An 18,543-nucleotide genomic window follows, 5' to 3' on the forward strand; every position below is an offset into this window, starting at 1 on the left:
GGGCAGCATCACCCGCTCAGCGTTCACGTACCGGCGGCAGCGGGAAGCGTGGCCCGGGCAGTGGCGGTCGTCTCGACGCTCCGGGCTCCTGAGACGGCCCTGGGGCGGCGAGATGGTGCTGTAGGTCGATGTGACGGAACTGGTGGACCGTTCCCACCTGTCGCAGTACGCCGCGTCGTTCGTGGGCGTCGGCGAGGAAAGCGGTCAGATCCATGGGGAGGTGGCGGCGCGCCGCCAGGTGATGGCGGGTCAGGGTGTAGTACCACCAGGCGTTCTGGCTGAGCGCCGCCGCGAGGCCCACGGTGAGTCCGTAGGCGAGGCCGCGGTCGAGGATGTGGGGCGGGCTCATCGCGATCCCCCGTCCGCCCGGGACCCCTCGGCCCAGGCCGTAGGAAAACCCGCCCTGTGCGACGTATTCGACGCCGTAACAGAGAAGGAACGCGGCGCAGACCGCGAGGCCCACGACGATCCACAGCCTGCGGAAGATCCCTCGGTCCTGCTCCATGAGGGCGGCCGGTCCGACCGCGGCGGTGAGGTCGGCCGCTTTGCCGGTGAGGCCGTGGGCGATTCCGACGGCGAGCCCGAACGCGCAGGAGAAGGAGAGCGCGGTGGTGAAGGTGTAGGAGGGAGTGCCGGTGAGGAGCGACTGGATCCTGAGCACGGCCCAGTGGGTGAAGCCGATGGTGGAGCCGCTGGCGAGGCCGCCGGAAAAGCCCCGCCAGTTCCAGGCCCACAGCGTGCGGACGGTGGGGACGGCGTCCGGGCGGTGGGCGGACAGGCTGCTCGCCCGGGCGCCGACGACTCCGCCGGCCAACGCGTAGACCACGCCGTTGGCGAGGGCGCCGACGGTCGCGGCCGTCGGACCGTAGTTGAGGCGGAAGGAGAACCAGAGGACGGCTCCGGCGGCGAAGCCGAGGGCACACATGCGCCAGTCCCAGAGCCCTCTGCGCCGGGACTCCGGGGCCGTCCCGGGTCGCCGGTCCGCGAGTCTGCTGGAGAGCGCGCCCACGATTCCGCCGGCGAAACCGTAGGCGAGTCCATAGGCCGACATGGTCGGCAGCCATCCCGGCTGCCCGGTGGTGAGCAGATGGGTCGCTCCCTCGACGACGCCCCCGGTCACCCCCGCGACGAGGCCGCAGCCGATGCCGCCGGCGATCCCTCCGGCCAGGCCCGCGACGATGGCCGCGGGCGGGCCCGTCTGCCATCCGGAGTCGAGACCGGCGAGCAGCGCCGTGAGCCTGCCGACCACGGTGGCGGCGGTCCAGGACACGACACCGAGGACAACTCCCGTCACCACTTGGGCGACACGGGGCGGCAGCGCACGACGCAACTGCCACCAGGCCAGGTCGCCGCTACCGCCCAGGGTGTGCTGCAGGTGTCGCGCCATGTACCGCAGGGAGCGCTCGGCCTGCTGGGGGGACCAGCGGCACGGATACCGCGGATGGGGCCGGTAGGCGGCGGGCACGAACGCGTCGAAGAGATGGGCCCGTACGTCCGCGGTGTCGGGGAAGCGGGTCGGATCACACAGGTCGGCGGGCGTGGGGAGGACACCGGCATGTTCCCCTGGCCGGGGGTTGTACACCGTCCTGGCCAGGAAGAGCATCAGTGGTGTGGTCAGCGCGCGGGCCACGGGGGCGTCGGTGCCGAGCAGACGGATCACCGGATCCCAGCGGGCAGCCGCCGCCGTGCCCTGGCCGCCGGCGTCCCGTCTCAGATAGTCGGCGATGTCCGGCACGTCCAAGGGGCGCAGTTCCACGGCGGCGGCACCGCAGAGCATGACCGGTACCCCGCGGGCCGGAGCCAGCGTGTCCCCGTACTCCGTCACCCGGCTGGACAGCACCAGCGGCTGGCCGGGCGGCAGGGCGGCGTTGATCGCGTCCAGCGCCGTGGCACGGAACGGTTCGGGAATCTCGTCGAACCCGTCCAGCACCGGCAGGATCAGCCGGTGCTCCAACAGAGCCCGGGCGCGGCCGACCTGCCCAGGGCGATCCGCGGGCCCCGCCTCCGGAGCACCGAGACCGCTGTAGTCGCGCGCGAGCCGTTGCGCCATCCAGGATTCCAGGGTCTGTTCCGCTGGATTCCACGAGGCCAGCGGGAACAGGACCGGAACCGGGCCTCCCTCCGCACGTTCGGCGACCAGCGCCAGCACCAGGCGGATCAGCAGCATCGTCTTCCCGCTCCCCGGACCGCCGAGGACCACAAGACGGCGGGTCGGCACCCGTTCCAGGAACACCTGGGTGATCTCCCCGCCTGTTCCGGCCAGTCCGGCGGGCCCGGTGGCCCAGCCGGAGGGGGACGCCGGACGGTCGGACGGCCAGTCACCGGCCAGCTCCCGCAGAAGGGACCACGACTCGCCGAATCGCGGATCGGCCGCCTGCCAGGAGACCGGGAGCGGATAGGGGTCGTTCAGCCGCCGCACCCGGACCTCGGACTCCCACTGGCCCCGCACGGCCACCGCCAGCCGATCGGCGATCTCGCCCACACCGTACCCGTGAGCCGCCTCCCGGCGATCGGCACGGAAGGTCGCCCAGGACAGGTACAGGCCGCCTGCGGACGGAAGCAGAGTCACCGCCGTCTCGGCCATCCGCAGGTCGAAACGGAAGGCGATGCACACGGCCCCGGCCGCGCCGCCGAACGTCAGCACGAGATACAGCACCCCGACCCACCGCGTCCCCGAACCAGTTCCCATGGCCGGATCTTCCAGCGACGGGAACGGGAAACTTGCCGACACAGCGGCTCCACCCCACCTACGAGTGACAAGCCGCTCGCCCCGCCCCACGGGGAGATGACGAAGCGTCACCCATGGCATCACGGCGGGCCACCGGCCTCGTGACCGAATTGCACGAACGGCTCCGCGGGGCCATCCGCGCCGGCGCGGGCCGCGGCCCGGAAGCCAATGCCGCGGTCGTGCCGCGGTCGTGGACTCGCAGTCGGCGAAGGCGGACACCACCGTCTCCGCGGTCTCACTGACCCGCACCATCGCCTACGACGCACAGGCCACCGAGGACGCCGAGGACGCCGAAGCCGCCGACAAGGCCGCCGGCAACGCCGAGGGCTACGCCAAGGACGCCCGCGACTCCGCCGACGCCGCCGAACTCGACGCCTCCGCCGCCCGTTCCGCCGCCGCCCAGGCCGAACAGGACGCCAAGGACGCCAAGGACGCCCGAGCGGCCGCCACCCGCGCCGACACGGCCGCCACTTCGGCAACTGGATCAAGTGCGCCCAGAAGTTCGCCTCCGGTTTTCGGAGCGGCAGTTGGAGCGGATGCGCCTGGGCGCCCCTGGACGTCGCGAGTCTGTTCGCCGGCAGGCTCATCCAACCCATCGCGGACGCCGTCAAGGCGGCCGACGCCGCCGCGAGGACCGGCATCGGATTCGCCGACGCGGGGAAAGCCCTGCGTGCTCTCCCCTTGACCGACGAAGCCATCGCCAGTGTCGGCGCCAAGGTCCTCCAGGAACTGGGCGGTGCGTGCGGCAAGCCCCGCGTCGCCGCTCTCGCACGCACCGCCAGAGGCGAGTTTTGCTGGGTCGAGCTCGGTGGGCCCGGCAGATGGTTTACGGAGAAGGAGTCGATGAAATCAGCCGACGCTGCCTATCGGCGTGCCGTGACAGACGGGATGCCCGAAGGCTTCGTGTACAAGGTTCCGGCCTCCACGCCGAGTGGTTTCATCAAGTTCGACGGATACAAGAACGGAACACTCATCGATGCCAAGAACTTGCACTATCCCGACAATTTCGCCAACCCGAGCACAGGCAAGCTCAAGTTTCCCACCGCGGAGACCACAGCGATGAAGAAACGGGTCGCGGCATCCAATGGTGTGCCCGTCGTGTGGTATATGAACAACGAGAGAACTGCCACTGCTTTGCGACTCTGGGCGATCGATGACGACGTCAAGGGAATCGAGTTCGTGTTCAGATCCGTCGCAATCACGGGCTGAGTGACGGGTGTCCCTCTTCCTGTAGGGAGGGAGGCGCCCGTCGTCTTCCTAGCGGCAAGAGGAGTAAAATGAGTTACAGCCTGGGGCTCTGTAAGTTCGTGGACGGTGAACTTGTTCCGCCTGACATGGATGTGGTGGAGGCGGTTCTTGCTCCATATGGTGCCGTGCCCGGGAAGGCGACGGCCGACGGTATGGAATTCTGGATCCGCGCGGATGACGGCGGAGAAGCCGAGCTGTGTGTCTCTGGCGACATGGTCGGGGTCGAGCGTCCTGCCCTGGGGGAGATCCGCGGCGTCATCGCTGAACTTGCCGACAGGATCGGTGCGGGCGTTCTCACTCCCCGTGGCACGTTCCTCTTTCGTGAGGACAGCCGAAGTCACTTGCCCGAAGGGATGGAGAACGATTCCGTCTTCGTTTCCGAGATCACTCGCGAAGCCCTTGAAGACGTCGAGGCTCGGACAGCTAACTGAGGTCCCCTGAGTGGCCGTGTCCGGGAGAGCCCGCACAAGACACCTGGCATTGATCATCCAGACTGCTGCACAGGCCGCCTAGGTGGTCCGCCCGAACGCAAACAGACGATTCTGCTGGAACCCGGGATCCTGCCTGCCGGTGCTTTGGCTTCGGCAGGGCCCAAAGCGTTGCCTCGGTTTCGGACGCTGCACTCGCGTATTTCGGCGATGCAGTGGAGGGTGTCAAGGGATACTGAAGGGCACTCGGCGGAGGCTGGCGAGACCCGGATCTACGCTGTGCCCGCCGCGCTGGAGCAGAACGGGATGACCGGAGTGTGGGAAGCCCCGGACGAAACCGTCGCTCGTCAGGCCAGGAAGATGCTGTCCTCGCAGCTCATCGCCAACATTCGAGTGAGGGTCGTCGCCCCATGAACCATCTCACCCACATCCTCGCGGGCACCGTTATGAATCTCGATGTGGCTATCCGGTCGTCGTACGTGCCGGACCCTGTCGACCCTGATGACCCCCGGGGAGTCGCTCCGGCCGACGCCGCCGACCTTCTCGAACCGATTTCCGCTGTCAAGAAGGCACTTGGACAGGCGCCGGAACAGGACCAGCGCGAACTCATCCAGCTTTTTCGGGAGATCACCACACAGGTGCCGGAGAGGGGGAGGCCGTTCGCCACAGCGCTGTGCGAAGAAATGGCCGCTGCGCTCGATCAGCCTCACGAGCGGGCACAGGGACGGGCCAGTGTCACTCGTGCTCTTGCGAAGGCCGTGATGGACATCTTCAACGCCATCGAACTTGCCGATGAGGACACCATCGATGACGACGACGCCGTCAAGATCACAGAATGGGTCAGTGGGAACCTGAACAACGCGCTCGCCAAGAGGCCCGAAGAGGACCGGCAGGAACTCGTTCGGCTGTTGTGTGACATCGCCGGTGAAGAGCAGGATCCGGAACGTCGTGAACTCGCACTGCAGTTCCCTGAAGCGATCGGTCTCGTGCCGGAGGCGTGATGCTCATGCCTCCGCTGAACCGCAAGCGAGTGAAGCCGGAAATTTTTTCGAACCTTTTGAACCCGGATCCTCATCCAGTCATGATCTTGGAGGTCCAGTTCGGGACGACTGCGGCGCTGGCTGCGGCTCGCCGTCAGTCTTTGGGCCGCCGGCGAGAGATCCGAAGTATTCGTCGAGCAGCTTGAGCAGTTGATCCACGGCGTGTTGGTCGTCCTCGGGTGACCACGGCTCTGTAGGGCGGCCCTCGGGGAAGGCGAAGTTGAGGACCAGAGCCACCCAGTTCAGGTTCCGGCCGAATCCCAGTTCGGTGGCGAGCCACTCCTGAAACCCGTTCAGCAGGTCTCCTGCAGTGGCGACGTCGTAGCCGCTGAGGAACCCGGTCACCGACTCAAAGTTGACGCGGGCAACAAATATGCCCGGATACTTCTTGAAGTCCTCCCAGAAATCCTGGCGCGAGCGCACCGGCTTGCGCGTGGCACGCCCCGCGCGTCTCCAGGCAGGGGGGACGGCCGACAGATCGGTGCCGACCCCCCCACGTGGAGTACGAGACCGCCTCCGGCCCCACGCCAAGAGCCACGAGGAGACTGCCCGCGCGCGCGGCCGAGTCGACCGGACCGCCCTTCCGGGTCCAGATATGCGTTCCCGGAGCGTCCCCCTCGTGATGGGTAGCGACGAAATCCGTGCCGTCCAGAACGAAGAACGCCGCCCGAACCCTGCCGTGTCCGTCCCACGAGGTCTCAAGAGTCAGCCTCAGCCGTCGGGCCACTGCGTCCAAGTCCACCGAGAGAAAGGCGAACGAGTGCAGAGGCCCGGCCGCGCATTGGAACATCGAGGCTTGCCGGGCCGGATTGGGTCCACCCGGGGGTTCCGTCGCGGGCTCCCAGTCACCCTCGGCATCCGGTACATACATCAGTTCATCCACAGGGGCAGTCAACCAGCATGCGGTGGACTCGATAGGACGGGTCGACAACGGCCTTGCGGCACCCCCGACCAGTTGTTCACGGAACTGCGGCCAGAGCCGTTTTCGGCGTGGCCGCTGATGGGGTGGCGTCGGCGGTGAATGTCTCGTCTCGGCCGATCTGGTCCCTGTCTCAGGTGGACGCGGCCGATCCGCAGGCCGTCTCCGGCGAACCGGTCCGGGTAAAAGGTCGGTCGGCGCACGGGGCGGCAGAATGGGCGCATGGCATGGATGGATCCGCGGAGTGCTTCCGATGACGCCGAGCCCGGTCAGGACGATGTCGTGGAAGCTGCGTGGCAGCGACTGCTTCACAAGGAGTACATGGACGCCAGACTGGTGGGAGCCGCGTATGCGGAGCCGCTTCTCCGGCAGTTGCACCCCTCGAGCAGCCACCAGGACCTGCACTTCAGCAGGTGTACTGGTGACTGGTCCTGGGATGTTCCGTTCATCATGCACCTTCCTGGCGGGCGCTACCTCGTCGTTGGGCCGTCCCGTTCCCGGATCGTCGGGGAGGCGGACACCGCCGAGGAAGCCGTTGCTCTGGTCGTCGGTGGTCTGCCGCCGGGCTGCGGCCCAGCCGTCGTCGGAGGCCGGGAGAAACTCGACCGGCTCGATCCGGTCCCGGCGGACCGGATCCCTGGAGACGACAAGCGGTGTTCTTGCACATCGGACCAGACCGGCTGAGAAAACGAAGCCAGAGCAAGATCCCACTGGTCAGCTGCGCGGACCAGGGCAGCTATATCCACCTGGGCCTCGACGAAGTACTGGTAGATGTCCGCTCCGCTTTCACCCTGCTGCCACGGGGGTGCCGCCTCCATGGACAGATGCACACGAATCACTGCACCGTCCTCGCTTCGATCGGCAAGGACAGCTAACCGGGCCCCGGCCGAGGCGAGGGCGCCGGCCGAACACGGCATGGCACTGCTGAAGTCCTGGCAGATCTTCCGTAGGTCCCGCATCAGTCCCAACCGCATGACCGCCATCGCCAAAGCCGTCCTCGCCCTGGAGAGGCAACGCTGAAAACGCTCAGGGGGCGGCACGGGTGCGGTCAGCACCTGCGATGCCACCACGCCGACTCCGGGTCCGCCGTCGGCTCGTGGTGCGTTCGTCCGAGGAGCACCGCGTCCAGGCGCTCCACCTGCGCCCGGAGTTCGCCGGCGGCCCTCGGCGGAAGCATGAACAGAGTGTCCTGCAGCTTGTCCCGGGCCCACCCCTCGCCGCAGCACGGGCAGGTGAACTCGGCCTCCCACCGCCTCCACCGGCGCCCGGTGCCGTGGACGCGCACGGACCACACGCTCAGCGCCACTGCCACGACGCCCGGGGACAACCGCTCCCGTTCGAGCACACGGACGGCGGCGTTCGCCGCTCCCGACAGGCCTGGGACGTCGCGGTACCGGACCCAGGGTCTTCCCCGGCCGCGTTCCCGCGGTCGAAGCGAAGCTGGTGTTCTACGCGGCACGGCCCCTTCGGATGTACGTCATGGACGGAATCCTCCCACAGCCCAGGACCGGCCGGACGGAACCTGACTCGGCGGCACCGCTGGAAGCGAGTCGGGGCCGCTCGGCCGACGGACTCCATTGCGACTGTAGGCTGCCGAAGTTCCCCGGCACGGCGAGGAACTCAGGGCGAAGAAGGCTGGTGCCGGATGCGGTCGGTTGTCGACGAGGCCGAGCGGGTTCGGTGGGACTACACCCCGTTCGTGAGCGTCGGCCCACTGCACTTCGGCATGAGCCGTCAGCAGGCGGCCACGGCCATGGCGGCCCACGGGTTCACCTGCGACGAGCGCAGGACGGAGACACGCAGCCTCTTCCTGACCCAGCGGGTCGACTTCCGGGCGGCCGACGCGCCGATATGGTCCCCCGCCGTCACGACCTACTCCTGCGACCGCGACATCCTGCACTGCCTGGCCGTCGACGCCCTGTGCGGTCCACAGGTCCGGCTGGACACCCTCCGGCTGGTCGGGCAGGTGCCGTCCCGACTCACCGAGCAGGGTGGTCGCCTCTGGGCGTTTCAGCGGAAGGCGGGGAGGGCGAGGGCGGCGGTACCCCAGCCGACGAGGACGGTGACGGCCGTGAGGACGACCGGTACGGGCAGCCACTTGAAGACGGCACCCAGGCTCTGGCACGCGACCACGCGGGAGTGGTGCTTGGGGTGGTAGGCGACGTCGTACGTCTCGCCACGTACGCTGCGTACGTTGCCGGGGACGGGGCGGAGCCTGCCGTCGGTGGTGGTGTAGCCGTAGGCGACCTCGCCGTGGACGAGGACGGGCTGCGCTTCGACGGTGATGCCGTGGCGGGGCAGGTACCACTCGTTCCACAGGAGGGCCACCGTGCGGGCCGTCAACCGGCCGATCGCCAGGCCGGTGCCGCCGAGCAGCAGCACCGCGAGCGCGCGGCTCACATGGTCCCCGGCGACCACGATGCCCGCGGCGAGGACGACGAGTCCGAGGCCGACCGCGACCATCGTGCAGCGGAGGACGAGCTCGGCCGGCTGCAACGGCTCCGCGTCCCCGTCGTCCTCCTCCCGGCCCGCGCCCGCGACGTCCCGGGGCGTGACGGTCACGAGCGTCGAGCCGTCCACCGGGTCCTCGCCGGCGGGACGTTCGGGCAGTGAACCGTTCACCGCCTCCGCGAAGACCGTGCCCGAGGCGCGGCTCACGCCCTCGATCCGGTACAGGGTCGACTCGGTCCCGGCCGGGGCCGTCAGCTCCACGGTCACCGCCCGCCCGTTCGCGTGCACGCGCGCGAGGGCGGCGAGGGGGACGCGGACCTCCTCGCGGGGGCGGCGCAGGAGCAGTCCGCCGCTGTCGGCGCGGAGTTCGGCGCCGCGGTCGCCCAGAAGGACAGGTATGGACGAGATGATCGACATGCGCGTGATCGTAAGCGGCAGGGGTTCCCGAGGGATATTCCGCTGACGTACGGTCCCGCTGTGGACATGGTCATCCTGGTACTCGGCGCTTTCGTCCTGGCGGGCGGCGGCCTGCTCCTCTTCGGCCTGATGTGCTTCAGCGGCGAGAGGAACGCGCTCCGTGAGGCGAGGGAACTGGAGGAGACGGGCGTCGAGGTCCCCGCGGTCCTGGTCGCCCTGGAGCCGCTGGTCCGCACCGACACCCTGCGCGCCCGCTACGAATACCCGACAGCGGACGGCTCGCAGGCCCGGCACGCCAGGGGCGTCGGCCCCAACCCCCTGCACACCGTGGGCGAGACGTACCCGCTGGTGCGGCTGCCGCGTGTGTCGAAGAGCGTCCACATGGGCACGGTGGCCGCGGTGCGCAAGGAGCGCCGGGACCGCGAGAGGTACGTCCGCCAGGCCGTGTGGATGATGGCCCTGGGCTTCACGGCGTGCGCGACGGCAGTGACGGGCCTCGTCCTCGCTTCTTGACCTCTTCTTCCGGCGTACTCGTCCGACCGAAAGCCCCGGCTGCGGCGAGCGGTACGGCAAAAGGCGCAGGTCCAGGTCGCGTTGGAGCGACGGAAACTGGTCGGGATCGGGGCGGGGCTGACGGTGCTGCCCGCCTGGTGGGCCCTGCGTCAGGTGGCGAGCGGAGCCAGGAAGGGCTGGCGCACCGACACCGCACCGCTGGAGCGGGCGTTCCCGCTGCTGGGCCCGCTCACCGAAGCCAAGTGGGTGAGCAGCCGGGACAACGACGAACGGGGCATGCCCTCGCGGGAGTTGGCGATATCGGGCCTGGCCCGGCTGACGCCGGGGGAAACTTGCCGAGCTGACAGCGACCCATGCTTTCGTTTCCGAGGGGCCGGGCGGCGACTTCTCCTCGTGGTTCGAAAAGCCTCTCAAGGGTGAGGGGCCGAAGGATCCGCCATGGCCCCCGAGGGAGGGATACGCCTTGTCGGCGCGGAGCCGCTGCGGCCGGTCCGCGGTCGGCCACCATCCGGCCGGGCCACGTGCGGGGAGCGGAGCGAGTCGCCTCGACGAAGAGGACCTCGACCGGGCGGTCTCGGTGGACTCCACGAAGTGGTGTCCCGCCCTGTGGAGCAGCCGATCAAGCCGGCGGAACACCCAGGCAGCCGCAGGGGGCGTCGGCGCAGCCGCCCCGCGAGCAGGCCCGGCCCCCTTCTCGAGTACGACAGCGATGGCGATGTCCGGCGGCTTTCCAACCAGGTAATCCGTTGCGGAACGCGCGATGGATTGGCCGGGGCCCTCTTTTCGCCTGATCAGATGAGGGACCAATCCACCCCGGTGCGCAGAACCGGATTCCCCGCGTGAGGGACGAAGAGAAGGATCGGCGAGTACGGCTCGGTCCGCCGCGTTTGGCGCTGGGCGCGCTGAGCGGGGCGCTGACCGGCTTCGCCGCGCCGGCGGTGGCCGAGGTGGTCGCGGCAGCGGTGCGTCCGCAGTCCGGTCCGGTCGTCGCGGTGGACGGCGCCTCCATCGACGCGACGCCCGCTCCGGTCAAGGACCGGGCGGTCCGCCGCTTCGGCACCGACGACGAGCTCGTACCGCAGCTCGGCATCCTGGCCGTGCCGGCCGTGCCGGCACTGGCGTCGGGTGCATCGGCGGTGCGGTTCCGGCGGGTCGGAACCGCCGGGGTCCTCCTCTTCGGGATCGTCGGGGCGGCTGCTGCCGTCAGCCGCCCCGACGCGAGCGGCTCCGTCGACGCGCTGCCCTCCGTCGCGGGCGCCGTCGCCGGAGTTCTGCTTCTGTACGTGTTGGTGGGCCGTCTGACCGGGGTGAGGCGGTCACCGACGCCGGAGTCCATGACGGAGGAGGCCGGAGACGGTCTGCCCGGGCCCGAGAGATGGGACCGGCGGGGACTCGTCCTGGCGGCCGCGGAGAACACCCGGGACACCTGGCGCCAGTGGCCCCTTCCCCGGCAGGCAGCCAAAGGCGGTCACACCCTCACCGCCCGCGCGACCGACCACGACGGCACCGCACAGACGGAGAGACGTACGCGCGCGATGCCTGACGGCGCCGGCGGCCGGCACTCCGTCTTCGTGACCGTGGATTGACCCTCCACCCTCCCCAACCACGAGGGTCTCGGGCCCTTTTCGAGACCCACCCTTTCCGCAACCCCGAACGCAGCCGCATCGTGCTGCGCCGTTCCACAGGAGAACATGATGAACACGCGTACCCGTCGTTCCACCGGCCTTCTCGCCGCCGCCGCCGTGATTCCCCTGGCCCTGACCGCCTGTTCCAGCGGTGGCGGCGACTCGGGCACGTCCGATTCCGCCGGCACGGCGGCAGCCGCGGCGACGAAGAGCGGTGACGACATGGCCGGTTCGAGCGGTAGTGCGAGCAGCAGCGCGAGCAGCACGGACCAGCCGTTCGGGCCCGCCTGCGCCTCCGTTCCGAAGGACGGCGCCGGCTCCTTCGACGGCATGGCCAAGGACCCGGTCGCCACCGCCGCCTCCAACAACCCGGAGCTCTCCACCCTCGTGACGGCGGTGAAGAAGGCGGGCCTGGTCGACACGCTCAACAACGCCCAGAACATCACCGTGTTCGCGCCGACGAACGACGCCTTCGCCAAGATCCCGAAGGCGACCCTGGACAAGGTCCTCAACGACAAGGAGCAGCTGACGAAGATCCTCACCTACCACGTCGTCGGCCAGAGGCTCACCCCGAAGGACCTGGAGAACGGCTCCTTCACGACCCTGGAGAAGTCGAAGCTGACGACCTCCGGCTCCGGTGAGTCCTACACGGTCAACGACTCCGCCGAGGTCGTCTGCGGCAACGTGAAGACCGCCAACGCCAACGTCTACGTCATCGACACCGTCCTGATGCCCAAGAGCTGACACCTGTGCCGCCGGGGCGCACGCTTTGCCCGGTCGCCCTCAGGGGAGCGATGCGAGCGGCGTGCGTTCCTTTGCCCCCGCACGACAGGAGGCGTGCGCACCGTGGAGGTCAGGGCCAGAGCCAGAGCCGGACGCCCGGCGGTGGCCGTGAACTCCGCGACCCCTGCGCGCACGCCTCGCACCCGGTCAGGTGACGCTCGAAGGCGGCACGTTCCTCGTCGTGGAGCGCGTGCACCGCGTGGGCGCCTGTCAGAGCGTGCGCATCCTTCGTGGTCAAACGTCGTACCCGCTCCGGCTCCAGGCGCCTCTCGACCTGCTCGGTCACCTCGTCGTACGCCTGCTGATGCTCGAGCCGGGCGGCCTTGCGGTCACCTCCGCCGGCGCGGAGGTGACCGCGGTTCAGGGAGATCGTGTTCCCGGGCGTCGTGTGCTCTTCGCGCGAACGGGGGCTGTGCACCGAGCCGCCGAGCGGATGGGGAAGAGGGCGTGTCCGGTGGAGGGGTCAGGGGCAGGGGTTGCAGACGAGGTAGCCGTCGACGCGGGTGAGCCAGCCCGAGGCGGGGTCCGGGGGGAGGACGTGACCGAGGTTGTCGGCACGGACCTCGCCGATCCACTGGTCGTGCTGGTACTCGTGGTTGATCAGTGCGAGCAGCAGGTGATTGGCGACGATGGTCAGCTGGGTGGGGGCGCCTACCCTGCCGGTGGCGATGTCGCCGATGCGGGCGTGGACGCGTTCGGCGACGGTGTCACGGAAGGTGGTGAGCCGTTCGACGGTGGGCAGTGCGCCGCGGAACTTCTCCGGGTTGGCCGAGTCCATGAGCGCGTCCAGTTCCGGGTCGGGGCTGGGCTCGGCGGCGGTGAGGTTGCGGATCATGAAGTGGGCGACGTGGGCCTGGTGACCCAGGTGCCAGCCGATGGCGCTCGAGTTCTCGTGCGGGCGCCAGGTCACCTCGTCCGGGGTGAGGTCCTTCCACAGCTCGTCGGTGTAGGCGCGGGCCCGGTCGTACTCACGCAGCAGTGCGTTGATGTCGTGCATGATGCCACCCTGCCTTCAGTCGACGTCGTGGAGGCGGATCTCGAGGTCCGTCTCCGGCAGCGGTGACAGGCCGCCGACCACGTCACGGACGAGGAGCTCCTTGCCGGCGGCGTTCTCTCCCTCGCCCTCCTGACCGCGGTCGCCGCGACCGCCCACCGCCGGTGAACCGTTCCTGCGGACCGAGCGGGAGCGAGTTCCGTTTCCGGACCTCACGCCCGGTCGGATGATCTTTTCCGGCCCGTTGATCGTGGATCCGGCCTTCGCGGCTGTTCCGGCTCTGGGCAGCGGTCTCGAGGGGGTGGCCGTCACCACCCGGTACGCAGCAGGTGGTTGAGGAGGAGTGCGAGCGCCGCCTGGGCCACGAGCCAGGCGCGGGGGCGGGTGAGGAGCGCGCAGGAGGGGAGGAGCCACAGCGCGAAGGGGAGCCAGATACGTTCCGTCTCCGCCTTGCTCATCCCGGAGAGGTCGGCGACCAGCAGGGAGAGGACGGCGACGGTGACAAGGAGCGCGAGGCGCCCGGTACCGCGGTCCGCGGGGTCCCGCCGCAGCAGGACGGTCCCCGTACGCCGCAGTCCCGCCGCCGTCGCCAGACCCGTGATCAGGACCGTGCAGGCGAGATTCGCCCACACCCAGTACGCGTACGGGCGCACTCCGCCCGCGCCCTGGAAGTACCGCGTGACCAGCAGCCGGTACGCCTCCCACCAGTCGAATCCGGCGAGCGTGAAGACCACCGGGACCACGGCCGCCCCCGCGGACATCGCCACCAGCAGCATCGGCCGTCTCCGCACCCCGTGCCGCCCGAGCCACAGCACGGCTGCCGCGATCAGCCCGATGAGGGTGAGGCCGTAGGACAGGTAGCAGGTCAGGCCGAACAGGAGCCCGCCCGCGCCGGCCGCGGTCAGGGAACCCCGGGTGACGGCCAGTGCGAGCAGTGCCACGGACCAGGCCGCCACGGCGGCGAAGTAGGCGTCCGCCGAGGTGCCCGCCCACACCGCTGCCGGGGCGAGCACCAGGAACGGGGCGGCCCGGCGCGCGAGGACTTCCCCGGCCAGCGTCCGCACCGTGACGAGCACCGCCGTGCAGGCCGTCGCGCCGACGGTGATGCACCAGGCCCCGGCCCAGCCACCGCCGTGCAGCCCGACGCGGTCGAGCAGGACGAAGGTGAGGGTGGCGGCCGGGGGGTGTCCGGCGATGTGCGCGGGCCAGTTGTCGGGGGAGTGGAGCAGGATGTGGTGGGTGAAGTCCCTCAGGGTGCCGGGGATGTCGTGGAAGCGGTCGATGCCCTGGAGGTACTCGTGGCGCGTGGTGAGGCGCCCGGCGACGCCCCGCTGCCAGCCGTCGATCAGCGCGAGGCCGAAGGTCCACGCCAGGGACGTGGCCCACGCCGTCAGGAGCAGGGGCCGCCAGCGGAGACGGGCCGCGAGGGCCGGGCCGTACGCCACGGTGGCCGCCGCGACGAGCACGGCCGCCGGGGTGCCGGGACCCATGTGCGGTCCCCAGGACGCCAGCAGCGGTGGCCAGTCGACGCGGAGCGTGTGATCGGTGTCCTGGATGCGGCGGCCGATCAGCACGGCCGCCGTCACGAGCGCGGTGGCGGCCCCGGCGGCGTACAGGTCGCGGCGCAGATCGCGGAGGGAGTCGCCGTCGTGCGGGATGCGCGCCTCGGCGGAGGGCAGGGTGCGGGTCACACCGGCACGCTAGGCCGACCGACGGGAAGCGGGCTGCCGACCGGGCCGGACGTCAGCGTTTCGTCACAGGTCGGGGAGCCCTTCCAGGGGGTGCCAGGACCTACGGTCGGATCATGCGAGACGATCCACGGCTCCCCTTCTCCCCACGGTTCTGGCGCAGCCCCCTGCGCGGCCCCTGGTTCACGTCCGTGCTGGGCCTCGTCCTGCTCGTCGGCATCACGGTGCTGTTCGTGACGGGTCTGGTCTCGTACGCCGCCTACAACCCGGACCTGTCACCGGTGAACGACAAGACCCCCGACAAGGGCGTCCTCGGCTTCTACCTCTTCGCCTGGCCGACGAGCCCGCACTGGCTGTACCGGCTCACCCAGGGCCTCCACGTCACGCTCGGCATCACCCTGATCCCCGTCCTGCTCGCCAAGCTGTGGTCGGTGGTGCCGAGGCTGTTCGCACTGCCCCCGGCCCGCTCGCTCACGCACGCGCTGGAGCGGCTGTCGCTGGTGCTGCTGGTGGGCGGCGGACTCTTCGAGTTCGTGACCGGAGTCCTGAACGTCCAGCTCGACTACGTCTTCCCGGGCTCGTTCTACGTGCTGCACTTCTACGGGGCATGGGTGTTCTTCGCGGCCTTCGTGGCCCACGCGCTGCTGAAGACGCCCACGGCGCTGCGCAATCTGCGGCGGTCGCGGGAGGAGCGGAACGACCTGGTGTCCCCGGCCCCCGCGGAGCCGACGGTCTCCCGGCGAGGCGCCCTGTGGTTCGTCGGGGGCGGTTCGCTGCTGCTGTTCTCGACGACGGTCGGACAGAGCTTCGACTGGTTGCGCCGCACGGCCCTCCTCGCGCCGCACGGCGGCGCCGACCCCGGTACCGGCCCGAACGGCTTCCAGATCAACAAGACCGCCGCGTACGCCGGCATCGACCCGGCGGAGACGAGCGAGGACGCCTGGCGGCTCGTCATCACCGGACGCACCGGCACCGTCCGCCTCAGCCGCGCCCAGCTCGACGAACTCCCCTCGCACAGCGCGGCGTTGCCCATCGCCTGCGTCGAGGGCTGGTCGACCTCCGACCAGTGGTGGCGCGGGGTCCGGCTGCGCGACCTCGCGGCGCTCGTCGGCTACGACGGCGATCCGCCCGATCTGTTCGTCGAGTCCCTCCAGCGGCACGGTGCCTTCCGCCGCGCGGCCCTGCGCGCCAACCAGGTGGCCGACCCGCGTTCCCTGCTCGCCCTGTACGTCAACGGTGAGGAGCTGTCCCCCGACCACGGCCACCCGGCGCGGATCATCGTGCCCGCGGCGCCCGGTGTGCTGAACACCAAATGGGTGGCCCGGCTGACGTTCGGAGACCTGTGATGCGCCACCGGATCGCGATCGGGGGCCCCTTCGCCCTCCTGCTGCTCCTCTGCTCGTTCGCACTCGCCGCCTACGCGGGCGTGCGTCTCCTCGCCGACGACTGGTCCCGCGTGGCGCTGTGGATCGTCGGGGCCGCGGTACTGCACGACCTCGTCCTGCTGCCCCTGTACGCGGCGGCGGACCGGGTGATCGTAGGAGGGCTCGGCACCCGGACGATGTACGTCCGGGTGCCCGCCGCCCTCTCCGGCCTGCTGCTGCTCGTGTGGTTCCCGCTGATCTCCGGCATGACGGCCGCGCGTTACCGGTCGGCCACCGGACTGTCGCCGGACGGCTTCCTCGCCCGCTGGCTGCTGATCACGGCCGCCCTCTTCGCCGGCTCGGCGCTGCTGCTGGTGGTGCGGGTGCGCAGGGCGAGGAAGCGACGGCCCCCGGCCGACCACTGACCGGCCGGCTCCCACCCCCGCGCGTAGCGCAGCAGGGCGGGGGTGCCGAGCCGGGCCCACGGGAAGGGAGCTCCGGCGGCGCTGCCGGCGTCGGTGATGCGGACGCGGACGCGTTCGTCGACGTCCTGCGGCGCGGTCTCGGCGAGCAGCAGTCCGCGCGGTCGCAGCAGCCCGGCCACCCGGTTCAGGAGCGCCGACGGGTCGCCCCCGATGCCGATGTTGCCGTCCATCAGCAGGACGGTGCCCCAGCGGCCCTCGCGGGGCAGCGGATCGAACACCGAGCGCCGCAGCGCCCGGCCCCCGAGCCGCACCGTGTGCTCGACCGCGGCCCCGCTCACGTCGATGCCCAGGGCGGTCCGTCCCCGCCCGGCGAGTTCGGCGACCAGCCGCCCCGGTCCGCATCCGACGTCCAGCACGGCGCCCTCGCACCGGTCCAGGACGTCCTGGTCGACGGCGTCGGCACGCGCGCACCACCGTTCCACCTCCAGCGGCAGCAGCCAGCCGTCGGCGCGGCGCAGGAACAACGGCCCCCGCCCGGCGTGCAGGGCGGCCTCGTAGGAGTCGGCGGTGGCCCAGGGCGGCACGGTGGTGCTCATCGGCGGCCCGCCGCAGCACACCGTGCGAGGTGCGTCGCGAACCTGCCTCGCGGGGCCAGGACGGCGGCCGCGTGCGCGTCCGCGGCGGTGTCCACGTCCCGTAGACAGGGCAGGTCACGCACCCGCAGCCCGGCGGCGACGAGCCGCTCCCGCTGCACGGTCCCGGTCACCGGCGTCGACATGGGCACGCCCCGCAGCAGACGGGGGTCGGGCTCGGCCAGCCCGAGCGCCCAGAAGCCGCCGTCCTGGGCCGGGCCGAACCAGGCGTCGCAGCCGTCGAAGTCCACGGTGAGCAGTTCCGGAGTCACCTGCGGTGTGTCCATCCCGATGAGCAGGGCGGGACCGTCACAGCGGTCGAAGGCGTCCGCCAGCCGTTCGTCCAGCCCGCCCGCGCACTGCGGCAGGACGTCGAATCCGGGCGGCAGCCAGGGGCCGGGGGCGCCGTCGAGGACGAGGACCCGCCGTGAGGCCGGCGCGGCGGCGACCGTCTGCAGGGTGTCGGCGAGGGCCGCCTCCGCGAGCTCCGCGGCCTCCTTCGGGGTGAACGGAGGGGTGAGCCGGGTCTTGACCCGGCCCGGCAGGGGTTCCTTGGCGATGACGAGCAGTGTGGTCACCGGGCGCTCCCCGCCCGCACCGGCGTCTCCCGGAGGACCCGGCTCATGTCCCGGACCGCCTGCCACGTACCCCGCCAGGTGCCCGTGACCTTCGAGGCGCCGGTGCGCGGCAGATACGGCACGTCGTGCTCGGTGATGCGCCAGCCCGCGTCGGCGGCGCGCACCACCATCTGCAGGGGATAGCCACTGCGCCGGTCCGTGAGTCCGAGGCCGAGCAGCTGCTCGCGGCGGGCGGCGCGCAGCGGGCCGAGGTCGTGCAGGCGCAGCCCGGTGCGGCGGCGCAGCATGCGGGCGAGCGCCAGGTTTCCCGCGCGGGCGTGCGCGGGCCAGGCGGCCCGGCCGTGCGGCCGACGCCGCCCGAGGACCAGGTCGGCCTCGTTCCCGCGGATCTCCTCGACGAAGGGCACGAGCAGCGCGGGGTCGAGGGAGGCGTCGCAGTCGCAGAAGCAGACGACCTCCGCGGTCGCGGCCGTCAGGCCCGCGTGACAGGCCGCGCCGAAACCCCGGCGCGGCTCGTGCACGACGGTCGCACCGAGCGAGCGGGCGATCTCCGCGGAGTCGTCGGTGGAACCGTTGTCGACCACGAGGGCTCGCCAGCGGGCCGGGATCCGCGCGAGCACCCAGGGCAGGGCCCCGGCCTCGTTCAGGCACGGCAGGACGACGTCGACGTCTGAGGGTGGTGAGATGGTCACGGCTTTCACTGTACGAAC

General features: G+C 70.7%; 20 protein-coding genes and 2 pseudogenes. 10 read left to right on the forward strand and 12 right to left on the reverse strand.

Annotated features, from left to right (window positions below; genetic code table 11):
* Positions 1-16: 16 nt before the first annotated feature.
* Positions 17-2,689: an NACHT domain-containing protein gene (locus tag CW362_RS17035; protein ID WP_162684109.1), complete on the reverse strand. Its 2,673-nt coding sequence runs from the start codon at positions 2,687-2,689 to the stop codon at positions 17-19.
* Between the two features lie 229 nt (positions 2,690-2,918).
* Between CW362_RS17035 and CW362_RS45285 the strand changes: the two genes are divergently transcribed.
* From CW362_RS45285 to CW362_RS17055, 4 genes are all read left to right on the forward strand, one after another.
* Entirely contained in the window at positions 2,919-3,413 is a 495-nt protein-coding gene (locus CW362_RS45285) for a hypothetical protein (protein WP_276313672.1), read from the forward strand.
* A complete protein-coding gene (locus CW362_RS43070; protein WP_112477702.1) occupies positions 3,410-3,937 on the forward strand; it encodes a hypothetical protein in 528 nt (175 codons plus the stop codon). The genes CW362_RS45285 and CW362_RS43070 overlap by 4 nt, the downstream gene beginning before the upstream one ends.
* A gap of 68 nt (positions 3,938-4,005) precedes the next feature.
* A complete protein-coding gene (locus CW362_RS17045) occupies positions 4,006-4,407 on the forward strand; it encodes a hypothetical protein (RefSeq protein WP_103550331.1) in 402 nt (133 codons plus the stop codon).
* Between the two features lie 407 nt (positions 4,408-4,814).
* Positions 4,815-5,405: a hypothetical protein gene (locus CW362_RS17055; protein ID WP_103550333.1), complete on the forward strand. Its 591-nt coding sequence runs from the start codon at positions 4,815-4,817 to the stop codon at positions 5,403-5,405.
* Positions 5,406-5,483: 78 nt separating this feature from the next.
* On the opposite strand, the gene CW362_RS17060 is transcribed toward CW362_RS17055, so the two are convergent.
* A complete protein-coding gene (locus CW362_RS17060) occupies positions 5,484-5,867 on the reverse strand; it encodes a hypothetical protein (protein ID WP_103550334.1) in 384 nt (127 codons plus the stop codon).
* 718 nt (positions 5,868-6,585) lie between these two features.
* Between CW362_RS17060 and CW362_RS44060 the strand changes: the two genes are divergently transcribed.
* Together CW362_RS44060 and CW362_RS17070 are read left to right on the forward strand one after the other, a co-directional pair.
* Positions 6,586-7,047: a DUF6193 family natural product biosynthesis protein gene (locus CW362_RS44060; RefSeq protein ID WP_206300974.1), complete on the forward strand. Its 462-nt coding sequence runs from the start codon at positions 6,586-6,588 to the stop codon at positions 7,045-7,047.
* 180 nt (positions 7,048-7,227) lie between these two features.
* A pseudogene (locus CW362_RS17070) lies at positions 7,228-7,383 on the forward strand (IS5/IS1182 family transposase); the annotation flags it as partial.
* Positions 7,384-8,097: 714 nt separating this feature from the next.
* Here CW362_RS17070 and CW362_RS45290 read toward each other — a convergent pair.
* Both CW362_RS45290 and CW362_RS17080 read right to left on the reverse strand, forming a co-directional pair.
* Positions 8,098-8,232, reverse strand: a complete 135-nt coding sequence (locus CW362_RS45290; RefSeq protein ID WP_276313673.1) for a hypothetical protein — start codon at positions 8,230-8,232, stop codon at positions 8,098-8,100.
* 141 nt (positions 8,233-8,373) lie between these two features.
* Complete coding sequence (locus CW362_RS17080; RefSeq protein WP_103550336.1) at positions 8,374-9,231, reverse strand: hypothetical protein; 858 nt, start codon at positions 9,229-9,231, stop codon at positions 8,374-8,376.
* 60 nt (positions 9,232-9,291) lie between these two features.
* Here CW362_RS17080 and CW362_RS17085 point away from each other — a divergent pair, with 60 nt between their 5' ends.
* On the forward strand, positions 9,292-9,744 hold the full coding sequence (locus tag CW362_RS17085) for a hypothetical protein (RefSeq protein ID WP_103550337.1): 453 nt from the start codon (positions 9,292-9,294) through the stop codon (positions 9,742-9,744).
* Between the two features lie 149 nt (positions 9,745-9,893).
* Here the strand turns inward: CW362_RS17085 and CW362_RS45295 are convergent, their stop codons facing one another.
* Entirely contained in the window at positions 9,894-10,022 is a 129-nt protein-coding gene (locus tag CW362_RS45295; RefSeq protein ID WP_276313674.1) for a hypothetical protein, read from the reverse strand.
* A 561-nt stretch (positions 10,023-10,583) separates the two neighbouring features.
* On the opposite strand from CW362_RS45295, the pseudogene CW362_RS45635 reads away from it, so the two are divergent.
* Both CW362_RS45635 and CW362_RS17100 read left to right on the forward strand, forming a co-directional pair.
* Positions 10,584-11,150: pseudogene (locus CW362_RS45635) on the forward strand (molybdopterin-binding oxidoreductase); the annotation flags it as partial.
* 288 nt (positions 11,151-11,438) lie between these two features.
* On the forward strand, positions 11,439-12,113 hold the full coding sequence (locus tag CW362_RS17100) for a fasciclin domain-containing protein (protein ID WP_103550338.1): 675 nt from the start codon (positions 11,439-11,441) through the stop codon (positions 12,111-12,113).
* 109 nt (positions 12,114-12,222) lie between these two features.
* On the opposite strand, the gene CW362_RS44525 is transcribed toward CW362_RS17100, so the two are convergent.
* The 4 genes from CW362_RS44525 to CW362_RS17115 form a co-directional block, all read right to left on the reverse strand.
* Positions 12,223-12,570, reverse strand: coding sequence for a zf-HC2 domain-containing protein (locus CW362_RS44525; protein WP_240657832.1), 348 nt, complete (start codon positions 12,568-12,570; stop codon positions 12,223-12,225).
* 45 nt (positions 12,571-12,615) lie between these two features.
* Positions 12,616-13,149, reverse strand: coding sequence for a DinB family protein (locus tag CW362_RS17110; RefSeq protein WP_103550339.1), 534 nt, complete (start codon positions 13,147-13,149; stop codon positions 12,616-12,618).
* A 15-nt stretch (positions 13,150-13,164) separates the two neighbouring features.
* Positions 13,165-13,305, reverse strand: a complete 141-nt coding sequence (locus tag CW362_RS43330; RefSeq protein WP_162684110.1) for a hypothetical protein — start codon at positions 13,303-13,305, stop codon at positions 13,165-13,167.
* Between the two features lie 149 nt (positions 13,306-13,454).
* The gene (locus CW362_RS17115) at positions 13,455-14,837 is read right to left on the reverse strand and encodes a hypothetical protein (RefSeq protein WP_376450044.1); all 1,383 of its coding nucleotides are present in this window, start codon (positions 14,835-14,837) and stop codon (positions 13,455-13,457) included.
* A 113-nt stretch (positions 14,838-14,950) separates the two neighbouring features.
* Here CW362_RS17115 and CW362_RS17120 point away from each other — a divergent pair, with 113 nt between their 5' ends.
* Positions 14,951-16,180 (forward strand): molybdopterin-dependent oxidoreductase, encoded by a 1,230-nt coding sequence (locus tag CW362_RS17120; RefSeq protein ID WP_103550340.1) that lies wholly within the window; start codon positions 14,951-14,953, stop codon positions 16,178-16,180.
* Between the two features lie 298 nt (positions 16,181-16,478).
* Here CW362_RS17120 and CW362_RS17125 read toward each other — a convergent pair whose 3' ends face one another.
* Genes CW362_RS17125 through CW362_RS17135 form a run of 3 tightly spaced genes read right to left on the reverse strand, consistent with a single transcriptional unit; the run spans position 16,479 to position 18,534 of the window.
* Positions 16,479-17,219 (reverse strand): class I SAM-dependent methyltransferase, encoded by a 741-nt coding sequence (locus CW362_RS17125; protein WP_103550341.1) that lies wholly within the window; start codon positions 17,217-17,219, stop codon positions 16,479-16,481.
* Positions 17,216-17,833 carry a TIGR04282 family arsenosugar biosynthesis glycosyltransferase gene (locus tag CW362_RS17130; protein WP_103550342.1) on the reverse strand — a complete coding sequence of 206 codons (618 nt, stop codon included), beginning with the start codon at positions 17,831-17,833 and terminating at the stop codon, positions 17,216-17,218. The genes CW362_RS17125 and CW362_RS17130 overlap by 4 nt, the downstream gene beginning before the upstream one ends.
* Positions 17,830-18,534 carry a glycosyltransferase family 2 protein gene (locus CW362_RS17135; RefSeq protein WP_103550343.1) on the reverse strand — a complete coding sequence of 235 codons (705 nt, stop codon included), beginning with the start codon at positions 18,532-18,534 and terminating at the stop codon, positions 17,830-17,832. Before CW362_RS17135 ends, CW362_RS17130 begins: the two co-directional genes overlap by 4 nt.
* Between the last annotated feature and the right edge of the window lie 9 nt (positions 18,535-18,543).

The sequence above is a fragment of the Streptomyces populi genome (assembly GCF_002911015.1).
Classification (GTDB): domain Bacteria; phylum Actinomycetota; class Actinomycetes; order Streptomycetales; family Streptomycetaceae; genus Streptomyces; species Streptomyces populi.